General features: G+C 42.8%; 19 protein-coding genes. 18 read left to right on the top strand and 1 reads right to left on the bottom strand.

What is annotated here, in order from left to right:
* The 18 genes from WKT11_RS04550 to ftsZ all read left to right on the top strand — a co-directional run bounded on the left by WKT11_RS04550 (position 1) and on the right by ftsZ (position 22237).
* The gene (locus WKT11_RS04550; RefSeq protein ID WP_117674372.1) at positions 1 to 747 is read left to right on the top strand and encodes a Stp1/IreP family PP2C-type Ser/Thr phosphatase; all 747 of its coding nucleotides are present in this window, start codon (positions 1 to 3) and stop codon (positions 745 to 747) included.
* Entirely contained in the window at positions 741 to 2945 is a 2205-nt protein-coding gene (pknB, locus tag WKT11_RS04545) for a Stk1 family PASTA domain-containing Ser/Thr kinase (RefSeq protein WP_340282863.1), read from the top strand. Before WKT11_RS04550 ends, pknB begins: the two co-directional genes overlap by 7 nt.
* A gap of 3 nt (positions 2946 to 2948) precedes the next feature.
* Positions 2949 to 3827 (top strand): ribosome small subunit-dependent GTPase A, encoded by an 879-nt coding sequence (rsgA, locus tag WKT11_RS04540; protein WP_117674374.1) that lies wholly within the window; start codon positions 2949 to 2951, stop codon positions 3825 to 3827.
* Between the two features lie 2 nt (positions 3828 to 3829).
* Positions 3830 to 4501: a ribulose-phosphate 3-epimerase gene (rpe, locus tag WKT11_RS04535; RefSeq protein WP_178761097.1), complete on the top strand. Its 672-nt coding sequence runs from the start codon at positions 3830 to 3832 to the stop codon at positions 4499 to 4501.
* Between the two features lie 8 nt (positions 4502 to 4509).
* Positions 4510 to 5238, top strand: coding sequence for a thiamine diphosphokinase (locus WKT11_RS04530; protein WP_340282861.1), 729 nt, complete (start codon positions 4510 to 4512; stop codon positions 5236 to 5238).
* A gap of 242 nt (positions 5239 to 5480) precedes the next feature.
* Positions 5481 to 6578, top strand: a complete 1098-nt coding sequence (ychF, locus tag WKT11_RS04525) for a redox-regulated ATPase YchF (protein WP_117674377.1) — start codon at positions 5481 to 5483, stop codon at positions 6576 to 6578.
* A gap of 20 nt (positions 6579 to 6598) precedes the next feature.
* Positions 6599 to 7942, top strand: coding sequence for a prolipoprotein diacylglyceryl transferase (lgt, locus tag WKT11_RS04520; RefSeq protein ID WP_243009304.1), 1344 nt, complete (start codon positions 6599 to 6601; stop codon positions 7940 to 7942).
* 297 nt (positions 7943 to 8239) lie between these two features.
* A complete protein-coding gene (gene mraZ / locus WKT11_RS04515; RefSeq protein ID WP_117674379.1) occupies positions 8240 to 8671 on the top strand; it encodes a division/cell wall cluster transcriptional repressor MraZ in 432 nt (143 codons plus the stop codon).
* Positions 8672 to 8722: 51 nt separating this feature from the next.
* On the top strand, positions 8723 to 9658 hold the full coding sequence (gene rsmH / locus WKT11_RS04510; protein WP_117674380.1) for a 16S rRNA (cytosine(1402)-N(4))-methyltransferase RsmH: 936 nt from the start codon (positions 8723 to 8725) through the stop codon (positions 9656 to 9658).
* Positions 9659 to 9673: 15 nt separating this feature from the next.
* On the top strand, positions 9674 to 10252 hold the full coding sequence (locus WKT11_RS04505; protein ID WP_178761100.1) for a hypothetical protein: 579 nt from the start codon (positions 9674 to 9676) through the stop codon (positions 10250 to 10252).
* A gap of 65 nt (positions 10253 to 10317) precedes the next feature.
* The gene (locus WKT11_RS04500) at positions 10318 to 12495 is read left to right on the top strand and encodes a peptidoglycan D,D-transpeptidase FtsI family protein (protein WP_118590488.1); all 2178 of its coding nucleotides are present in this window, start codon (positions 10318 to 10320) and stop codon (positions 12493 to 12495) included.
* Positions 12496 to 12611: 116 nt separating this feature from the next.
* On the top strand, positions 12612 to 14441 hold the full coding sequence (locus tag WKT11_RS04495; protein ID WP_118590486.1) for a peptidoglycan D,D-transpeptidase FtsI family protein: 1830 nt from the start codon (positions 12612 to 12614) through the stop codon (positions 14439 to 14441).
* A gap of 138 nt (positions 14442 to 14579) precedes the next feature.
* Positions 14580 to 15536, top strand: a complete 957-nt coding sequence (gene mraY / locus WKT11_RS04490) for a phospho-N-acetylmuramoyl-pentapeptide-transferase (RefSeq protein ID WP_117674383.1) — start codon at positions 14580 to 14582, stop codon at positions 15534 to 15536.
* 97 nt (positions 15537 to 15633) lie between these two features.
* On the top strand, positions 15634 to 16989 hold the full coding sequence (gene murD, locus WKT11_RS04485) for a UDP-N-acetylmuramoyl-L-alanine--D-glutamate ligase (protein WP_340282851.1): 1356 nt from the start codon (positions 15634 to 15636) through the stop codon (positions 16987 to 16989).
* 96 nt (positions 16990 to 17085) lie between these two features.
* Positions 17086 to 18195, top strand: a complete 1110-nt coding sequence (locus WKT11_RS04480; RefSeq protein ID WP_243098804.1) for an FtsW/RodA/SpoVE family cell cycle protein — start codon at positions 17086 to 17088, stop codon at positions 18193 to 18195.
* A 168-nt stretch (positions 18196 to 18363) separates the two neighbouring features.
* Positions 18364 to 19647, top strand: a complete 1284-nt coding sequence (gene murA, locus WKT11_RS04475; RefSeq protein WP_242986668.1) for a UDP-N-acetylglucosamine 1-carboxyvinyltransferase — start codon at positions 18364 to 18366, stop codon at positions 19645 to 19647.
* Between the two features lie 29 nt (positions 19648 to 19676).
* Positions 19677 to 20840 carry a cell division protein FtsQ/DivIB gene (locus WKT11_RS04470; RefSeq protein WP_117674481.1) on the top strand — a complete coding sequence of 388 codons (1164 nt, stop codon included), beginning with the start codon at positions 19677 to 19679 and terminating at the stop codon, positions 20838 to 20840.
* Between the two features lie 218 nt (positions 20841 to 21058).
* Positions 21059 to 22237 (top strand): cell division protein FtsZ, encoded by a 1179-nt coding sequence (gene ftsZ / locus WKT11_RS04465; RefSeq protein WP_117674482.1) that lies wholly within the window; start codon positions 21059 to 21061, stop codon positions 22235 to 22237.
* Positions 22238 to 22304: 67 nt separating this feature from the next.
* Here ftsZ and WKT11_RS04460 read toward each other — a convergent pair whose 3' ends face one another.
* A complete protein-coding gene (locus WKT11_RS04460; protein ID WP_117844127.1) occupies positions 22305 to 22634 on the bottom strand; it encodes a DUF1540 domain-containing protein in 330 nt (109 codons plus the stop codon).
* Positions 22635 to 22731: the final 97 nt, after the last annotated feature.

The raw sequence follows: 22731 nt of genomic DNA, 5'->3' as shown, positions 1-22731 counted from the left end.
ATGAGGATATATTCAGCTACTGATGTCGGACAAAAGCGGAAGATGAACCAGGATTATGTGTTCGCCTCCGCTGAGCCGGTTGGGAATCTTCCGAATCTGTTTGTCGTTGCAGACGGAATGGGTGGTCATAATGCAGGAGATTATGCATCCTCCCATGCAGTTACATCTATGGTGGAGGAGATCCGCCAGGATGCGGATTTTAATCCAATCAAGGTGATTCGTCATGCCATTGAATGTGTGAATACCGAAATTCTTACTCAGGCACAGCAGGATGAAAAACTGAGAGGAATGGGAACTACAATGGTAGCTGCTACGATTGTGGGACATTATGCTTATGTGGCAAATGTAGGTGACAGCAGACTTTATGTAGTCGGCGAACAGATCCAACAGATAACAAAAGATCACTCATTGGTGCAGGAGATGGTAAGGATGGGAGAACTTGATGCAGAGCAGGCAAGAAAACATCCTAAGAAAAATATCATTACAAGAGCGCTTGGAGCGGAAAAGACAGTAGATATTGATTTCTTCGATCTGAAACTGGAACCAGGAGATGTGGTTTTGATGTGTTCGGATGGACTGAGCAATATGGTTGAGGACAGTCAGATGCTGGAAATCATTTCTGACACTGATACAGATCTGGATGAAAAAGGCAGGATACTTATCAGAGAAGCAAACCGTAACGGCGGCAAGGATAATATTGCAATTGTTTTGATAGAACCATTCGCAGATGAGGTGAAAGCATGTTAAAAACGGGAACGATCATAGCCGAACGCTATGAGATATTAGGTAAAATTGGTACCGGCGGAATGGCGGACGTATACAAAGCAAAAGACCATAAGCTGAATCGGTTTGTTGCTGTAAAAGTTCTTAAGCCGGAATTTCGTGAGGATACAACATTTATCCGCAAATTCAGAAGTGAAGCCCAGGCGGCAGCAGTTCTGACACATCCAAATATAGTCAACGTGTTTGATGTCGGAGATGACAACGGCGTTTACTATATTGTTATGGAACTGATAGAGGGAATTACTCTTAAGGAGTATATTTCCAAGAAAGGGAAACTCTCTGTAAAAGAAGCGACAAGTATTGCGATTCAGGTGTCTATGGGACTTGAGGCAGCACACAGTCATGGAATCGTACACCGTGATGTGAAACCGCAGAACATTATCATCTCTATGGATGGTAAGGTAAAAGTTACAGATTTTGGAATTGCGAGAGCGGCATCTTCTAATACGATAAGCTCTAATGTAATGGGATCTGTTCATTATAGTTCACCGGAACAGGTACGTGGCGGATACAGCGATGAGAAGAGCGATATTTATTCACTTGGTATCACCATGTATGAGATGGTTACCGGCAAGGTTCCATTCGACGGGGATACAACAGTAGCAATCGCTATCAAGCATCTTCAGGAAGAGATGGTCCCGCCGAGTGTCTACACAGAGGAACTGCCACACAGTCTGGAACAGATCATTCTGAAATGTACACAGAAGAGTGTTGACCGCCGTTATCAGAATATGGAGGATGTGATCGCAGATCTGAAACATTCTCTTATTGATCCACAAGGGGATTTCGTAACTCTGACATCAGTAGATAATGAAGCAAAAACTGTTGTAATTTCAGATAAAGAGCTCGGCGAGATCAAGCATATGCCAAAGCAGATCGCGAAATCAGAACCGGAAGCTCTGGAAGAAGAAATCAATGAGACTGATTATGATGATGAACCGGAAGAGAAGTCTCGCAGAAAGAAATCAGGAAAGACTGAGAAGAAGAAAAAAGGCGGCGGTCATGGATTGACGATCGCAGTGCTTCTTCTGGGAGTTGTGATTCTTATTGCAATCATCCTCGTTGCAGGAAAAGCATCCGGATTACTTGGAAGCAAGAGTCAGACAGAGACAAAGACAGAAACAACAGATACATCGAAAACTGACGATGACGGAATGGTTACTGTACCGAATCTCGTAGGAAAGACAGAGGATGAGGCAAAGAATATCACAAAAGATATGAAACTTGGTATCCAGCCGATGGGTGAGGAAGCTTCCACTCAGGCGAAGGGAACGATTTCTTCCCAGGATATTCCACAGGGAAGTAAGGTAGAACAGTATACGACCATTAAATATTATATCAGTAAGGGTGCGCAGCAGATCACAGTTCCTGATGTAGATGGACAGACTGGTGTGGATGCACAGCAGACTCTTGAAGATATGGGATTGACCGTTAATGTTCAGAAAGAATACAGCGAATTAAATGATGATGGCACTCCGCTTGTTGATCCTGGATATGCATATTCTACAACTCCGGATGCCGGAGCATCTGTTTCAGCAGGTGATACAGTTACACTGGTTGTCAGCCGGGGTGTTGACTATGGTGACAGTGTAGAAGTTCCGAGTGTTGTCGGAATGACAAAGAATGATGCAGTTACTACTTTTGGTAAATTCCTCAATGTAGAAGTAAAAGAGGAAAGAAGTACAGATGTAGCTGCCGGAGAGGTAATCTCTCAGGAACCGGAAGCTGGCAACTGGGAAGATCCGGATACAGTTAATGTTGTGATCACAGTAAGTACGGGAGATCAGGATCCTGCATCTGTGCAGAATACGGATACTGCAAATGCAGCAGGTACATCAGACAGTGCAGCACAGACAACTGATACTGCATCAACAGATAACAGCGCGGCTGTGGCAGCAGGAGAAGTGTGGAAATGTACCCAGACTCTGAATACTCCGGCAGGATATACAGGTGGCCCGGTCCGTCTGGAACTGATTCAGAATGTAAATGGAACACCGACAGCATCTGTTGTTTTGCAAGATCAGGTAATACAGTTCCCATATGATCTGGATATCACAGGAGCACCTGGTATCAGTGAAGGTACTTTATATCTGTCCGAGCAGATTAACGGAACTTATCAGGAACTTGGAAATTATTCCATTACGTTCGCTAAGGCAGAGTAATCCATGCAGGGAAAGATAATTAAAGGGATTGCAGGATTTTATTACATCTATGCAGAGAATGATGAGATTTATGAATGCAAAGCCAAAGGAATATTCAGAAAAGATAAACAGAAACCTCTTGTCGGGGATAACGTGGAAATTGAAGTTTTGGATGAACAGGAGAAGGAGGGCAGTGTAACTGCCATCCTTCCCAGAAAAAATTCACTGATCCGTCCGGCGGTTGCCAATGTAGATCAGGCGTTTGTGATTTTTGCAATGGAGAATCCGAAACCTAATTTTATGTTGCTGGATCGTTTCCTGATCATGATGGAGAAGGAAGAAGTTCCGGCAGTGATATGTTTTAATAAGAAAGATCTCGCAAAACAGGAAGAACTGGAACTTTTGTATGAGACATATAAGAGTTGTGGATATCATGTGATTTTTTCCAGCACTTTCAACGGAGACGGACTGGATGAAATCCGGGAGATTCTCCAGGGAAAGACAACAGTAGTTGCCGGTCCTTCAGGTGTGGGAAAATCCTCAATTACTAATGCATTGCAGGAAAATGTACAGATGGAAACAGGGGAAATAAGTAAGAAGTTAAAGCGTGGAAAACATACGACACGCCATTCGCAGGTAATTCCGGTAGGACATGACACCTATCTGATGGATACGCCTGGATTTTCTTCTTTATACCTTACGGATATAGAAGAACAGGAGCTTAAAGATTATTTTCCGGAGTTTCGTAAATATGAAGATCAGTGCAGATTTCAGGGATGCAGGCATATCCATGAACCGGACTGTGGCGTAAAGAAAGCGTTGGCTGAACACAAAATCAGTCAGCTTCGATATGAAGATTACCTGGGACTTTATGACGAATTAAAAGAGAAAAGGAGATTCTAATTATGTATCAGTTGTGCCCTTCTATTTTATCGGCAGATTTTAACCGTTTGGGCGAACAGATTAAAATTCTGGAGAAGGAAGGGATCGAATGGCTCCATATTGATGTTATGGATGGTGATTTTGTACCAAGCATCTCTTTTGGAATGCCGGTGATCAAGTCTATTCGAAAGGAATCAAAGATGTTCTTTGATGTACATCTTATGGTGACTGAGCCTGAGAGATATATCAGAGACTTTGTTGAATGTGGTGCAGATTCTATTACAGTGCATGCAGAAGCATGTGAAGATTTAGAGAGAACAATTGAACAGATCCGTGAAGCCGGTGTGAAAGTAGGAATTTCTATCAAACCTGCTACGCCTGTAAATGACATCAGTCATATGCTTCAGGATGTGGACATGGTTCTTATTATGACTGTACAGCCGGGATTTGGCGGACAGAAATATATGGATGAATGCACAGAGAAAATTAAGGAAGTACGTGAACTGATCGAAGCTGAGAATCTGGATGTAGATGTTCAGGTTGATGGCGGAATCAATGATGAGACAATGGAAACAGTGTTGACAGCAGGTGCAAATCTGCTGGTAGCCGGTTCTTATGTTTTCAAGGGCAATCTGGAGAAAAATGTAAAACATGCAAAAGAACAGATGGATGAGATCATAAGAAAAATTGACTGAGGAACAGCATGATAGATACGATAATTGTAAGCGGGGGCAATATCCAGAGTGATTTTGCCCTCTATTTTTTAAAAAAGAATATAGAAAAAGCCGGAAGAGAAAATATACGTCTGATCGCGGCGGACCGCGGTCTGGAGTTCTTTCTGGATTATCTGATCTTACCGGATGTAGTGATTGGAGACTTTGACAGCCTTTCGGAGGATGGAAAAAATTTTCTGGAAATGCAAAACGAAGATATTCCATACGGTGGGATGCTGGAGTGGAAATTGCAAAAAGGTGAAGGAAAAGTAGTCGAAGTCGTGCGTCTGCGTCCTGAGAAGGATGATTCCGATACACAGTCTGCAATGAACTATGCAATCCAAAATGGCGCGAAAGAAATTGTGATCCTCGGCGTGACAGGAAACAGAGTAGATCATCTGATGGCGAATTTCGGTCTGCTCATCCTGGCGCAGAAACAGGACACAGAGGTGGCACTGGCAGATCGCTATAATTACATGAAGCTCATCCCCAGCGGAACAATTCTTAAAAAAGCAGAACAGTTTGGAAAGTACGTGTCATTTTTCCCGTTGGGAGGAGATGTGACAGGTCTGACACTGGAAGGATTTAAATATCCTCTGGATAAATACCACCTGACAACTGCTGACAGCGGACTGACAGTCAGCAATGAAATCAGTGAGGAATATGCAAAAGTAACTTACGAATCAGGGACACTTCTTATGATTATGTCGCGAGATTAACCGAATCAGGTAAGTCCCCTGCTTCATTTTATTTTTCATATCTCTTGTATCGCCGATATTGTCACATGTGCAGTGAACAGCAACTTGCACATCATAAGGGGTTATGATAAAATAATGAAAGTATTTGTGTAAAAATATAAAAGATGACAAAAGTAAAGGGCTCTTTTGCCTTTGCCATCATACAATTTGATCTGATGCGATTATCATAAGATCAGTACATTAAAAGGAGAAATATTAAAGAGATGAAACTGGGAATTGTTGGATTACCAAACGTTGGAAAAAGTACATTATTTAACTCGTTGACAAAAGCAGGAGCAGAATCCGCAAACTATCCATTCTGTACGATCGACCCGAACGTAGGTGTCGTTACTGTGCCGGATGAGAGACTGAAACTTCTGGGTGATTTTTATCATTCTAAAAAAGTGACACCTGCTGTGATTGAATTCGTAGATATCGCAGGGCTTGTAAAAGGAGCATCCAAAGGTGAAGGACTTGGAAACCAGTTCCTTGCAAACATCCGTGAGGTAGATGCAATCGTTCATGTGGTACGTTGCTTCGAGGATTCAAATGTCATCCATGTAGATGGAAGTATTGATCCTCTTCGTGATATTGAAACAATCAACCTTGAGCTGATCTTCTCAGACCTTGAGATTCTTGAGAGAAGAATCGCTAAAGTTACAAAGACAGCACGTATGGACAAAGAGGCTGCCAAGGAACTTGATTTCCTTCAGAAAGTAAAAGCTCATCTGGAAGATGGCAAGATGGCAATCACTATGGAACTTGAGAGCGAAGATGAAGAAGGCTGGATGGCTACTTACAATCTGCTCACATGGAAACCAGTGATCTATGCGGCAAATGTTGCAGAGGATGATCTGGCTGATGACGGTGCGAATAATGCGCATGTACAGGCAGTACGCAAATATGCGGCAGAACAGAACAGTGAGATTTTTGTAATCTGTGCAGAGATCGAAGAAGAGATTTCCGAACTGGATGAAGATGAAAAGAAAATGTTCCTCGAAGATCTTGGATTAACAGAATCTGGTCTTGAGAAACTTGTAAAAGCAAGTTATCATCTCCTTGGACTGATGAGTTTCCTTACTGCCGGTGAAGATGAGACAAGAGCATGGACCATTAAGATCGGTACAAAAGCTCCTCAGGCAGCAGGTAAGATCCATACAGATTTTGAGCGAGGATTTATCAAAGCTGAAGTTGTAAATTATCAGGATCTTCTGGACTGCGGTTCCTATGCAGGCGCCAGAGAGAAAGGTCTTGTAAGAATGGAAGGTAAAGAATACATTGTACAGGATGGAGATGTAATTTTATTCCGTTTCAATGTATAATAAACGGGTGATATATGGAAATGTCGATACGTTTTCCGGGACTTGACCTGGTTTTGAGTTATGTGCCCCGTTCATTTCAGATATTTGGAATGGAGTTTACCATTTATGGTGTGCTGATCGCAATCGGTGCACTTCTGGGGATGGGGCTTGTGACACTTGAGGCGAAACGAAGTGGGGAAGACCAGAATAAATATCTGGATATGACGATTATTTCGCTTTTGTTCTCTGTGGTCGGTTCCAGGCTGTTTTATGTGGCTTTTTCATGGGAACTTTATAAGGGAAATTTAAATGAAATCCTGGATTTTCGAAATGGTGGATATGCTTTCTATGGAGGCCTGCTTGCCGGCTGCTGTGCAGCGGCAGTATTTTGCAAACTTGCAAAGATGTCATTCTGGCGGGCAGCGGATATTGCAAGTCTGGGAATTCTTCTGGGGCAGATAATCGGACGATGGGGAAATTTTTTTAACAGAGAGTCCTTTGGAGAATATGCAGATTTTCCATGGGTAATGCAGCTTCCACTTTCTGCTGTGCGCTCGGGGGAAGTTTCCGGAAATATGCGTGATAATCTGCTGACTGTAGATGGGATTTCATATATTCAGGTACAACCGGTTTTTCTCTATGAAAGTCTGTGGTGCCTGATTTTATTGCTGTTATTACTGGCTCTTAGAAGGAAGAAAAGATTTGAGGGGGAATTATTTATGATCTATCTGGCAGGATATGGTCTCGGAAGATTCTTCTTCGAATGGCTCAGAACAGATAAACTTTATATTCCGGGAACAAAACTGGGAATTTCTCTGATAATTTCTGCGGCATTGTTCATCATCTGCACACCGGTAGTGATCGTGCGTGGAGTGATGACACAGAAAAGAGATGCCATACGCAGGCGGAGGAGAAAACGTTTTCTGCTGGATGAAATCCGGAAAAAAGAGAATGAGGAGCAGAAAGATACTTCTGAAGTCAGTACCGAACTGAAAATAAAAGCACAGTCAGGTACTGATAAAGAGGTCAGCCTGTTGAAGTTAAATAAGGAACATCTGAATGCAGATATAGATGAGAATACAGACATAAGTAAGAATGCAGAATCAGAGACAAAGATGCAGGCGGATGCAGACAGAAATCAGGAAATACAAAATCTACCAGAAGAACAGAAGCAAGATGTGCAGAGTATTCCATCAGAGATAAATGATCAGCTTGAGAAGAATAAAAATGCTGATAAAAAAGAAACGCAGACAAAAGTAGCTGAAAAAAAATCAGAAGATTCGGATGAAAATGTGAACTGGGAAAACTCAGAATATGCACATATTCCAGAAGAGTGGAGGCAACATGTGGGAAATTCTCCCACAAATTCTAAAGAAGATGTATAAAAAACAACAGATCTGAAAGTTGAGTGGGGTGAAAGTGGTATTTCATCCCACTTTTTACGTATAAAATTTATATTTTTTCTTAAAAATAAGGTTATTTCATAAATGTTAACAGAGTTCTAAATTTCAAAAATCTGTTTCTCCCCCTTGTTTTTTCAGCCTAAATAGTTTAGAATAAACACATAAGTGGTAGAAAGTGGTGAATAGTGGTGGTGAATGGGGGAATAATGGCAGAGAAGACCATTACCACCTGAGAAATCTGAAGGGGAGAATCAGATTTCGTGAGAGTAGGTGAGTAACATGTTCATGGGAGAGTATAACCACACGATCGACGCGAAGGGGCGCCTGATCATTCCTTCTAAATTCAGGGAACTCTTAGGGGAAGAGTTTGTTTTGACAAAAGGACTTGATGGCTGTCTTTCTATTTATCCGATGGATGAATGGGAATCCTTTGAAATGAAACTCAGAGCATTACCACTTACAAATAAAAATGCGAGAACTTTTTCACGATTTTTTGTTGCCGGAGCAACTACATGCGAACTGGACAAACAGGGGCGAATCCTTGTACCGCAGACTCTGCGTGAATTTGCAGGTTTAGAGAAGGATGTAGTTCTGACTGGTAATCTGAACAGGATCGAAGTTTGGAGCAAAGAAAAGTGGAGCGAGAACTGTAATTATGATGACATGGACAGCATTGCAGAGAGCATGCAGGACCTGGGAATCACTATTTAATCAGGAATCGTTTAAAGTATCTTGCAGAGTAAATCCAGACAGGAGACGGATATGGAATTTAAACACAAATCTGTATTACTGGAAGAGACCATTGAAGGTTTGAATATCAAACCAGACGGAATCTACGTGGATGGCACTTTAGGAGGTGCGGGACATGCCCGTGAGGTATGTAAGAAGCTTTCTGCCAAGGGGAGATTTATTGGCATAGATCAGGACCAAGATGCGATAATTGCTGCGAGTGAGAGGTTAGCACCCTTTAAACAGGCTACTGTCATTCGCAGCAATTATTGTTACATGGTACCGGAACTGGCAGCAAGAGGCATCAACAAAGTCGACGGGATTCTACTTGACCTTGGAGTATCTTCCTATCAGCTTGATAATGAGGAGCGCGGTTTTACCTACAGGGTAGATGCGCCGCTTGATATGCGAATGGATCAGCGCCAGATGCAGACAGCCAGTGATATTGTCAATGGCTATGAAGAGAAAGAGTTATACCGTATCATTCGTGACTACGGTGAAGATAAATTTGCGAAGAACATCGCAAAACATATAGTTGCCGCAAGGCAGGTGAAGCCGATCACTACGACCGGAGAACTCACAGAGATCATCAGGGAATCTATCCCAATGAAGATGCAGGTGAAATCAGGACATCCCGCTAAGAGAACTTTTCAGGCAATCCGAATTGAACTTAACAGGGAGCTTGATGTACTGAGAGATTCACTGGATGGAATGATTGATATCCTTGATGACGGAGGAAGACTTTGCATCATCACTTTTCACTCACTAGAAGACAGAATCGTTAAGACGATTTTCAGAAAAAATGAGAATCCATGTACATGTCCTTCAGATTTCCCGGTATGTGTATGTGGAAAGAAATCAAAGGGAAAAGTGATCACAAGAAAGCCGATTCTTCCCGGGGAGACAGAGATGGAAGAAAATCCGCGTTCTAAGAGTGCAAAGCTTAGAATTTTTGAGAGAGTATTATAATTAGAGAGGCATGAAATGGCGAAAACGACCAGGACTGAAACAGCTAGAAGAAGCAGGAACAATGCCAGAGTAAACAGAGGAATGTATGTTGAGGGAAATACGGTCAGACGACTTGCGGAAGTTCCGGAGAGAACCAGACAGCCGCAGAGACCATATCCGGGAAAACAGCAGCCGAATCGAAACCGCAGGGTGCAGGCCCAGCCGGCACCGGTACCAAAGCAGAAACATCAGTTAAGTAAAGAAGCACAGAAGAACAGACAGAAAGCAGCAGCAATGAACTGGGGATTTGTAGCATTTCTGGCTGTTATGTGTGTAGCTATATTGTTTTGCTCTGTGAAGTATCTGCGGTATAAATCGGAGATCACAGCGAAAATGAGTACAGTCGCATCCCTTGAGGAAGAGCTGGCAAGCTTAAAAGAAGATAATGATGCATATTACAGTCAGGTCACATCTAATGTGGATCTGAATCAGATCAAGCAGACTGCACTGGGAAGACTGGGAATGAAATATCCATCAGATGATCAGACAGTAACCTATTCTACATCCGGCAACAGCTATGTGAGACAGTATCAGGATATACCAGATTCAAAGTAGGTGATTAATTGAGTAATACACGAAAAAGAGGCCGCAGAAAACCTAAGAGAAAAATAAATCAAAAGATGAAAGAGAAGCTGGTAATACTATTTGGACTAGTATTACTGGCTTTAGTAGTATTAATACTAAGAATTACATTTATTAATGCTACTGATGGAAGAAAATATAAGAAACAGGTATTAAGCCAGGCTCAGCAGAAATATGAAAGTCAGGTACTGCCGGCAAAAAGAGGCGATATTTATGATAAAAACGGAAATATCCTGGCCACCAGCAATAAAGTTTATAATGTGATCCTGGATTGTAAAACAGTAAATTCCGATGAGGATTACGTAGAGCCGACGATTCGGGCGTTAAACGAAGTGTTGGGAATTGACGAAGAAACGGTGCGCTCTCTTCTGTCAGATTCAAGAACGAGCAAGAGCCAGTATCAGATTCTGATGAAACAGTTATCTATGGATAAGAAGAAAGAATTTGAGGCATATAAGGCTGAAGATGAGGATTCGGGACTCACAGCTGCACAGGCAAAAGAGAGAGATGACATCAAAGGTATCTGGTTTGAGGAAGATTACCTGAGAAGTTATCCGTTTAATGAAACTGCCTGTGATACGGTTGGGTTTGCACTGGACAGAGATGTTGCAGATATCGGATTGGAAGGATATTATAACAGCACGCTGACAGGTGTGGATGGAAGACAGTATGGATATATCAATAATGATTCAGACGTAGAACAGACAATCATTCCTGCTGTAAATGGTAAGAGTATTCAGACAAGCATTGATATCGGGGCACAGCAGATCGTTGAGAAGTATGTCAATGGATTTAAAGAAGCAATGGGAGCCGAGAATATCGGTGTTATTGTCGAGAATCCTTCCACTGGTGAGATTATTGCCATGGATGGCGGTGACCGTTATGATCTGAATAATCCGCGAGATTTATCTAATGTATATACTGAAGATGAAATTAAAGCTATGAATGATGAGGAAACGGTTGAGGCTTTAAATGGTATGTGGAGCAACTTCTGTGTGACAGATGCCTATGAACCGGGATCTGTAGTAAAACCGATCGTTATGGCTTCTGCACTGGAAAAAGGTGCAATTCAGGAGACAGATACATTCGTGTGTGATGGTTCTCAGACTTTCGGAGATACCATGATTAAATGTGCGGTTTATCCAAGTGCACATGGTACGGAAACACTGGGCGAAGTAATCGCCAACTCCTGTAATGATGCGATGATGCAGATTGGCGCCAAGATGGGAGCTACCCAGTTTATCAAGGCGCAGAGTCTGTTTAACTTCGGAACGAGAACTGGGATCGACCTTCCAAATGAAGGCGCCGGCATTATCCATACGAAAGATTCCATGGGAGAGACAGAGCTTGCCTGCTCAGCTTTCGGCCAGGGATTTACCTGCACAATGATCCAGGAAGTAAATGCAATGAGTTCTGTTATCAATGGCGGATATTATTATCAGCCACATCTGGTAACAAAAATTCTGGACAGCAATGGCAGTACAGTAAAAACGATTACGCCAACACTTCTGAAACAGACGATTTCTTCAAGAATCTCAAGTGATATCAGAAGTTACATGGCATTAAGTGTACAGCAGGGTACCAGCCGCCATTCTAAAGTACAGGGTTACAGTTCAGGTGGTAAAACAGGTACAGCCGAGAAATATCCTCGAGGAAATGGCAAATATCTGGTTTCTTTTATTGGATTTGCACCTGTCGATGATCCGGCAGTTGTAATCTATGTAGTAGTCGATGAGCCGAATGTTGATGATCAGGCAAACAGTACTTATCCACAGTATATTGCACAGGGAATTCTTTCTGAACTCCTGCCTTATCTGAATGTAACACCGGATGAATCAGAAGATGGAACAGTACCGGAGACAGAGTTATGGGAAGGCTTTAAAGGACACTTAAAGAGTGTTTCAGGCGGCGCACTGAACAGTGACGGAAACCTGGAAGACGCAGATGGAAATCTTATTGACTGGGATGGAAACCGAATTGATGAAAATGGATATCTGTTAGATGCTAACGGAGATCATATTTTAGATGATAATGGAAATTATAAGATGTCCACAAATCTGGTTTCTGCTGCAGGAAGTACAGATACAGACTCCTCCGGAGATGCAGTTTCCAATCCGGATGCACCTGCACCGCTGGAAGATGATGAGGCGGAGACAACACAGGATAATAATGCAGAGAGTGATGGCATCACAAACGAAGAAGCCGGACTGGAATAAGGAATTATTTATGACGGTTTATGGCTGTTGTCTGGAACTATAGCAATTTCATAAAATAACATACCCCCGCAGAGTAATGTCATATATTAATGTGACAATCTCTGCGGGACTTTTTTATGAAAAAAAATATGACGTTTCATAAGAAAAAGATATGGGTGGTATTTGTATGCTGCATTCTGATGATGTCAGGCCTGATTGGCAGACTTGTATACCTTATGTGTTTCAGATCAGATCACTATTATGAGAAAGCGAAAGATCTTCATGAGAGAGAACGTGACATCAAGGCTGCCAGAGGTAAGATTTTGGATGCAAAAGGAAACGTGCTGGCATCAAACAGGACAGTCTGTACGATTTCTGTGATCCACAGTCAGATCAAAGAGCCGGAAAAGGTGATTGCTTTATTGACTCAGAAACTGAAAATGGATGAAGCGACAGTACGTAAACGGGTAGAAAAAGTTTCTTCCATAGAAAGAGTAAAAACAAATGTAGAGAAAAGTGTGGGGGACGAAATAAGGGAGAGTAATCTGGCAGGTGTGAAGGTTGACGAGGATTATAAACGCTATTATCCATACGGAAGTCTGGCTTCAAAGGTAATCGGTTTTACAGGAGGGGATAACCAGGGAATTATCGGTCTTGAAGTAAAATATGAGGACATATTAAAGGGAGAACCCGGAAAAATCCTGACGACAACAGATGCCAGAGGAGTGGAAATTGATAAACTTGGGGAGACAAGGCAGGACCCGGAAGAGGGAAAAAGCCTGATACTCAGCCTCGATGCGAATATCCAGGAATATGCGCAACAGGCTGCTTTGAAGGTGATGGAAGAGAAGCAGGCAGAGCGTGTATCCATTCTGCTTATGAATCCGCAGAATGGAGAAATCTACGCGTGCGTGAATGTGCCGGAATTTGACCTGAATGATCCGTTTACATTGAATGAAGATTTGCAGGCAAAGTTAGATATGCGGGAAGAACAGACAATAGAAAAAGAAACTGAACAGACAGCAGCACAGATAGCGGCAAAGACAAAGTCGAAAAGAAAACAGGAGTTGTTAAATCAAATGTGGAGAAATCCCTGCATGAATGATACCTATGAACCAGGTTCCACATTCAAAATTATTACGATGTCTGCAGGACTGGAAGCGGGAGTTGTAACGCCGAATGACCGTTTCTATTGTCCGGGATATAAGTTGGTAGAAGACAGACGAATTCATTGTGCAAAAAGAATCGGGCATGGTTCACAGAATTTCGTGGAGGGAGCGCAGAACTCCTGTAATCCAGTGTTTATTGAAGTAGGACTGAGGCTGGGAGTTGATCGTTACTATAAATATTTCAGACAGTTTGGCCTTCTGGACAAAACGGGGATAGATCTGCCCGGAGAGGCAGGTACGATTATGCATCAGAAGAAAAATATGGGAGAAGTAGAACTGGCAACCGTCTCTTTCGGACAGTCATTTCAGATCACGCCGGTCCAGCTTGCGACAACGGTAAGTTCTCTGATCAATGGCGGCAGGCGCATAACTCCACATTTCGGGGTAGCAGTTTTAAATCCGGATGGCACAGAAGGAAAGAAGCTGGAATTTCCCGTAAAAGAGGGGATTGTTTCTGAGAAAACTTCGAAAAAAGTAAGGGGAATCCTGGAGACAGTAGTGTCGCAGGGCTCCGGAAAGAACGCAAAGATAGAAGGCTATTCTATTGGTGGAAAAACAGCTACATCACAGACACTTCCGAGAAGTGCAAATCGTTATATTTCATCATTCCTTGGATTTGCACCGGCAGAGAACCCACAGGTGCTGGGATTATGCATCATTCATAATCCGCAGGGAATTTACTATGGAGGAACGATTGCAGCGCCGGTGATCCGGAGTATCTTTGAAAATATCCTGCCATATCTGGGAATTGAAAAAGATATCAGCCAGACTGAAACGGAAACTCCAGAAGAGGAATAAACCTGTTACCGGGTAAATGAAAATCCTGCCGCCAGGGTTGATAAATAAATAAAAAAGCCTTATACTAAAAGAAATCTGAAAGAGCACAAAACACTTTCAGAAAAAAATGAAAAAACGAAAGAATGAATGAGGTGTGAGATGGAATTTCAAGTTGTAATCCCTGTGCTGATTTCTTTTGCAATCAGCGTTGTATTAGGCCCGATCATCATTCCGTTTCTCAGGAAACTGAAGATGGGACAGACAGAAAGAACAGAGGGCGTACAGTCCCATTTAAAGAAAGCCGGAACACCGACAATGGGTGGTGTGATCTTTCTAATCGCAACTGCAGTGACGGCGTTATTTTATGTCGGTGACTATCCGAAGATTATCCCGGTACTGTTTCTGACACTTGGATTTGGAATCATTGGTTTTCTGGATGATTACCTGAAAGTAGTACTGAAACGATCAGACGGACTGCTTCCATGGCAGAAATTTTCTCTTCAGGTAGTTCTGACTGCGATTTTTGTATTCTATATTGTTAAGTATACAGATATTTCTTTGACAATGAGAATTCCGTTCTGGAGTGGACATTTTCTGAACCTTGGATGGCTGGCAATTCCGGTGCTGTTCTTTGCAGTAATCGGTACTGTAAATGGTGTAAACTTTACAGATGGTCTGGATGGTCTTGCTTCCAGTGTAACTTTGATCGTAGCAGTATTCTTTTCTGTTGTTTCTATCGGAATGAAATCCGGAATTGAGCCGATCACATGCGCAGTTGTGGGAAGTCTGATGGGATTTTTACTGTTTAATGTATATCCGGCAAAAGTATTCATGGGAGATACAGGTTCTCTGGCACTTGGAGGATTTGTTGCAGGTACGGCATATGTAATGCAGATGCCACTGTTTATCCTGATCGTTGGACTGATCTACCTGGTTGAGGTACTTTCTGTTATCATTCAGGTTACTTACTTCAAAGCAACACATGGAAAGCGTATCTTCAAAATGGCTCCGATCCATCATCATTTTGAGTTATGTGGATGGTCTGAGACACGTGTGGTTGCAGTGTTCTCAGTTATTACAGCAGTTATGTGCATGATCGCACTGCTGGCACTGTAAAAGTAATGTAACTGTGGAAGTACTGAACAGTTACAGATTAATGTAACAGCAACCCGAAAAATCAGCATTGTGCTGATGATAAGGAGGAAAAATTATTATGGAATTACAGGGAAAAAAGGTCCTGGTATTCGGTTCCGGTAAAAGCGGAATCGGAGCATCTGACCTTCTTGCAAAAGTAGGAGCGTCTCCGATCATTTATGACGGAAATGCAGAGATTGATAAAGAGGCAGTCGTACATAAAACAGATGGAACATATCCGGTTACTGTATATGCGGGAGAACTTCCGAAAGAAGTACAGGAGAGCCTTGATCTGGTAGTTTTAAGTCCCGGAGTACCGACAGATCTGCCAATCGTAAAGAGTTTCTATGAGCAGGGACTTCTGGTGTGGGGAGAAGTAGAGCTGGCATACAGAGTCGGAGACGGAGAAGTACTTGCAATCACAGGTACAAACGGTAAGACAACAACTACAGCACTTCTTGGAAAAATTATGCAGGATGCACGTGAGTCTGTATTTGTAGTAGGAAATATCGGAACTCCATATACTTCCAAAGCACTGGAAATGAAACCGAATTCTGTAACTGTGGCAGAAATCAGCAGCTTCCAGCTTGAAACAATCGATGAGTTTGCTCCAAAGGTATCCGCGATCCTGAATATTACAGAAGATCATCTGAACCGTCATCATACAATGGAAGAGTATATCCGTGTAAAAGAGCTGATTACTCAGAATCAGGGGACAGAGGATGTCTGTGTGCTGAATTATGAGGATGAGGTTCTTCGTAAATTTGGTGAGAATCTGACTCCGAGAGTCGTATATTTCTCCAGTGAACGTAAGCTGGATGAAGGTATCTATCTGGATGGAAACAAGATTATCCTCAAAGATGGAGCAAAAGAAATCGAAGTAGTTAAGACAGAAGATCTGAAACTTCTTGGCAAACATAACTTTGAGAATGTAATGGCTGCTGTTGCAATGGCTTATTACGATGGTGTTTCTATGGACAGCATCCGCAAGAGTATCTGTGAGTTTACAGCTGTTGCTCACAGAATCGAATATGTGACAGAGAAGAATGGCGTTGTATATTACAATGATTCCAAGGGAACAAACCCGGATGCGGCAATCAAGGGAATTCAGGCGATGAACCGTCCGACACTTCTGATCGGCGGCGGATATGATAAACAGTCAAGCTATGATGAGTGGATCGAAGCTTTTGACGGAAAAGTACGCTATCTGGTTCTGATCGGTCAGACAAAAGAGAAGATTAAAGCGGCTGCCGAGAAACATGGCTTCCATGATATTATTCTTTGCGAGGATCTGAAAGAGGCAGTCAAGGTATGCGCCGAGAAAGCACAGCCGGGAGATGCAGTGTTACTTTCTCCTGCATGCGCAAGCTGGGGACAGTTTGACAATTATGAGCAGCGCGGAGATATGTTTAAGGAATATGTGAGAAATCTGTAGAATATCTATAAGTAAAGAATCTATGGTCATCTGCCGGCAGATATGGGAAATCGGATTATTCCAAAAGCTGAATGGCAGGAAGACTATGGAAGATAGATGGAGAATCAGATGACTCCTGAAAAAGTGGCAGTTTTTTCAAAAAAAGACAGAACAATGCTGGTGCTGGTAGTACTGCTTGCGGCCTTTGGTCTTGCGGTACTGTTCAGTGCAAGTGAATATAATGGCAGAGTACGCTTCGGTGACTCTGCCTATTATTTTAAGAAACAATTATTTGCAACGGCATTAGGACTGTGTGCTATGTATGCAGTTTCTAATATGGATTACCATTTTTTCCTCAGGATTGCGCCGGCGGCATATCTGCTTTCCATGATTTTGTCTACGGCAGTACTTCTGGTCGGGCAGGAAATCAATGGCTCAAAGAGATGGCTGAACCTGGGCCCATTGTCTTTTCAGCCGTCTGAGTTTGCAAAGGTGGCGGTAATCCTGTTTCTTGCATGGCAGATCGACAGATCGAAAAAAAGAACGGAAGGCTTCTGGTTTATGTGCAGGACGATGCTTAGTCTGCTTCCAATCGTTGGCCTGGTCGGCTCAAATAATCTGAGTACTGCCATTATCATACTGGGAATAGGCGTTATTCTGATTTTTGCATCAAATCCAAAATATATGCAGTTTATCGGGCTTGGCAGTGCAGGAATCGGATTTGTTACTATCTTTCTGGCGGCAGAGAGCTATCGTCTGGAACGTCTGGCAATCTGGAAAAATCCTGAGAAATATGAGAAAGGATTCCAGACGATTCAGGGACTGTATGCGATCGGAAGCGGCGGGATTTTTGGCAGGGGATTTGGAAACAGTATTCAGAAGCTGGGCTTTGTTCCGGAAGCGCAGAATGATATGATCTTTTCGATCATATGTGAAGAGATGGGAGTTGCAGGAGCTTCCTTTCTTATTCTTCTGTTTGGAATTCTGCTCTGGCGTCTGGGTGTAACTGCCATGTGCGCAAAAGATCTGGCGGGTGCGCTCATCTGTGGAGGTATCATGGGACATCTGGCGATTCAGGTTATCCTGAATATTGCGGTGGTAACCAATACGATTCCCAATACCGGGATTACTTTGCCATTTGTCAGTTATGGAGGAACTTCGGTCGTGTTTCTTCTTGGAGAGATGGGGCTTGCTTTGAGTGTAAGTAATTCTCAGAGGTTGAGATAAGTGAAATTTTTGCTGCCTTACAGATAGAAAAATGTTGGATGATAGGTGTAGTTTAGCCAGAAAATCAAGGGGCAGCCTGGTAAGGGTAGCAGTGATATTACAGAAAACGTGCAACTGTAACATATAATAAGAAAGAACATACACTATAAGGTAAGAGGCCCTTTAGGAGTGAAATGGTTGGATGAGATCCATGTGATGGGCAAATGTTCTCTTAGCGGAGAAATTTTCATACAGGGCTCTAAAAATGCAGCACTTCCGATGATGGCAGCATCGCTGATGCACAGAGGACGAAGCGTCTTGAAAGGCTGTCCCAGGATTTCGGATGTCTTTTGCATGGAAGAGGTTCTGAAAAGTCTTGGAGCAGTAACCTGGTGGGAAGACCACGATCTTTATCTGGATTGTTCTGATGCGGATGGAACAGAGATTCCGGAGACGTACACACGAAGAATGCGTTCTTCAATTATTCTGTTAGGACCGGTTCTTTCCAGGAATAAAAAGTGTCGGATAGGCTATCCTGGCGGCTGTATCATCGGAAAAAGGCCGATAGATCTTCATCTTATGGCGCTCGGGACGCTTGGCGCAGATATAAGTGAGCAAACGTTTTATCTGGATGCAGAATGTAGCAGATTTCAGGGAAAAGATATATATTTTACAAAATCGAGTGTAGGAGCAACGCAGCAGGCAATTCTGGCGGCAGTGATGGCCCAGGGTGTGACAAAGCTGCATAATTGCGCGAAAGAACCGGAAGTTTTCTGGCTTTGCAGATATTTAAGATCAATGGGAGCGTTGATCAAAGGCGAGGAAACAAAGGAAATTATGATTACCGGGATCAGGGAACTGGGGCCGGGAAACTATACCATACCGCCTGACAGAATCGTGGCAGGGACGTATCTGTGTGCGGCAGCTGCGACAAGAAGCGAGATTACTCTTAGGAATGTTCCGGAGCAGGAATTACAGGCATTCCTGGAAGTATATCAGAAAATAGGTGGACAATATCAAGCGAATGGTGGTACACTAGAGGTCAATGGAAAGAGGGCAGTTCAGCCAATCGCACTTGTGGAGACGAAAAACTATCCGGGTTTTCCGACAGACCTTCAGGCTCCTTTAATGGCAGTACTGACAGGGGCACAGGGGCGAAGTTCGATCAGAGAGAATATTTTTGATCAGAGATTTGGCAGCGCTTTTCAGATGAATAAAATGGGTGCTGATATTAAGATAGATGGTAATCAGGCTGTGATTTGCGGCGGCAGACCTCTTACGGGAACACAGGTACAGGCCGGAGATTTAAGAGGCGGGGCTGCATTGATCATTGCGGCGCTTATGGCCGAGGGAGAAACATGTATCACAGAAGCTGAGCTTATCAACAGAGGATATGAGCACATTTGTGAAGATTTACAGGCTTTGGGCTGCAGGATATGGCAGGCTGGCAGCAGAGGATTTGAAGAGTTATGAGAAAAAGTAATTATGGAAAAAGACCTCCTATGAGTAAGAAAACAAAGAAGATAATGGCAGGAGTGATAGGAGTTGGTATTCTTGCTGCTTTGATCGTTTTCTTTTCTTATTATAAGGTAGATTCTGTAGAAGTAAGAGGAACAGATCATTATACAGATGAAGAAGTAAAGAGTATGGTGCTTCGGGGACCGCTGGCTTCGAACTCGGTCCTTGCACCGTTGGTTTACAGCACAACAAATACGGATGATATTGCATACGTGGATGGATTTAAGGTTACGCAGTTAAATCGTAATACGATTTGCATCAGTGTCAAAGAGAAGAAAACAGTAGGATGTATCCGATACCTTGACAGTTATGTTTATTTTGACAGAAACGGGATTTTCGTAGAGGGCTCTCAGAACAGAGATGTGACAGTTCCGTATTTTGACGGAATTCAGGTGAATAGTATCGTGATGGATGAGAAGCTGGATATCAAGGGCGATACGGTATTGAATACAGCGGTAGCTTTGTCCACGATTTTTCAGAAGAATGATATGATTCCTGATCACATTCAGTTTGATAACAGCTATTCTATCAGTCTGATCTATGGTGACATTACGGTGAATCTCGGAAAGGACGAAGACCTGGAAGAGAAGATGAACCGTGTGATCGCGATTCTTCCTAAAATTCAGGGCAAAAAGGGTATTCTTCATATGGAAAGTGTGTCTACGGATTCTAATACTTTTGAGGAAGAAAAGGAAGAAACAGAGATTACAGCTGAGAACTGGAATGGCGGTTATGATGAAGATGGCAATTATACCGGAGATGGCGAGTATGATGAGGACGGCAACTATGTAGGCCCTAAGCCGAAAACTGCTCTTGATGAGGCTATTGAGAACTGGAATGGTGGTTATGACGAAGAAGGAGATTACACCGGAGCAGGTGAATATGACGAATCCGGTAATTATGTAGGACCGAAACCTACACAGGAATCTCTGGATGCAGCGGCTGCTGAGTCAGGAGATAGTTCTGAAGAGGGAGATGGCAGTTCCTCAGATGGTCAGAGTTCTGACAGTTCCGGAGATGGAAGCAGTGATTACTCAGCGGATGAAAATGGCAGTTATGATAGTAGTTATGACAGCAGCTATGATACGGAAAGCTCAGACGGCTATGATGAATATGGAAATTATACAGGTGATGATACTTCATATTAAAATGCCGGATGAAACCGGAAAAAGGGAAAAAACAGCCATATACAGAGGCTGGACAGGTTTTCATTGCCGAAAAAGAGTGAAAAAAGTATAAAAAAACAAAATTAGTGGTTGATTAATTTTCAAAAAAAATATATGATATATCTATATGTAACTTTGATATAAATCACTGAAAAAGGATATCAGATATAAATAAAGGAGGAAGTACGTTGTTAGAGATCATGTCAAACGAGGCTGAATCATCTGCTAAGATCATAGTGATCGGTGTAGGTGGAGCCGGTAATAATGCAGTAAACAGGATGGTGGAAGAGGCCATCGGCGGAGTAGAGTTTGTAGGTGTTAATACTGATAAGCAGGCTTTAACTCTGTGCAAAGCTCCAACTGTACTTCAGATTGGCGAGAAAATTACCAAAGGTCTTGGCGCAGGAGCGCAGCCGGAGGTTGGACAGAAGGCAGCAGAGGAGAGCATTGAGGAAGTAAAACAGTTAATGGAAGGTGCGGATATGGTATTCGTTACCTGTGGTATGGGAGGCGGAACCGGAACAGGTGCTGCACCTGTTATCGCAGCAGCAGCGAAAGAGATGGGTATCCTGACAGTTGGCGTTGTCACAAAGCCTTTCCGTTTCGAAGCAAGAACTCGTATGAACAATGCACTTGCAGGCATTGAGAATCTGAAGAAAGCAGTGGATACATTAATCGTTATCCCGAATGATAAATTATTAGAGGTTGTAGACCGCAGAACAACTATGCCGGAAGCACTGAAGAAGGCAGACGAAGTTCTTCAGCAGGCAGTACAGGGTATCACAGACCTGATCAATCTGCCGGCACTGATCAACCTTGACTTCGCAGATGTTCAGACTGTTATGACTGATAAGGGAATCGCTCATATCGGTATCGGTGAAGCAAGAGGAGATGACAAGGCTATGGAAGCTGTTCAGCAGGCTGTATCTTCTCCACTTCTTGAGACAACGATCAAGGGTGCTACACACGTTATCATCAACATTTCCGGAGATATTTCTCTTATGGATGCAAACGATGCTGCAAGCTATGTACAGGAGCTTACAGGTGAGGAAGCAAATATCATCTTTGGTGCTATGTATGATGATACAGTTGCAGATTATTGCAGAATCACAGTAATTGCAACAGGCCTGAACGATGAGAACCTTCAGCAGACCCCTTTCGGAAAAAGAAGCACGGCTTCTTCCTTTGGTGCAAGAAGACCTTCTTCCACAACAGGAACAGCAACAGCCGGAACAACAACTACAACCGGAAGCAGTATGAACATGCCTAGCTTCAGTCTTCCGACTATGAATGCCACACCGTTCGGAGCAACTAAGACTCCGTCCAGCACTGTTCAGAAAAAAGACATCCAGATTCCGGATTTCTTAAGAAATAGATAATTAACAGATGATTATGTGAAAATAACAAAAGGCATGTCCAATGTGGACATGCCTTTCATATTATCTTTTATGCACCACAATGACACTGGAAGGTATCACATTTCGTGTCGCAGGAAGCTTTGGCATTGGAGCCGTCTACCTGAATAGAGGAAGCGGTACATTTGCAGTCATCGTTATAGGTACAGTTGTGAGCTTTGCAGTCAATCTGGATTTTTTCACATCCGCAGCTGTTTGTAAAGCTGTTTGCCATGGAGCTGCCGCTGCGTTCCTGGAAACTTCCACAGCTTGTCTCGTTTGCGTTTGTGGCATTTTCACCTGTTACATCAATCTTGCCTTTTGAGCAGAGCTGGTCTTTGTTGTAGACACATTTGATTGCTGAACATTTAAGAATTGTCATGGTTTAAAGTCCTCCTTTAATATAGAAATAAAAAACCGAAAAGCTTTTATATTACTGAACAGAAGCGGACAGTAATATGCTTTCAGGAATTAGAATC

It is taken from the genome of Blautia sp. HCN-1074, assembly GCF_037890165.1.
GTDB lineage: Bacteria > Bacillota > Clostridia > Lachnospirales > Lachnospiraceae > Blautia_A.
This window is presented reverse-complemented; position numbering and strand designations above follow the sequence as displayed.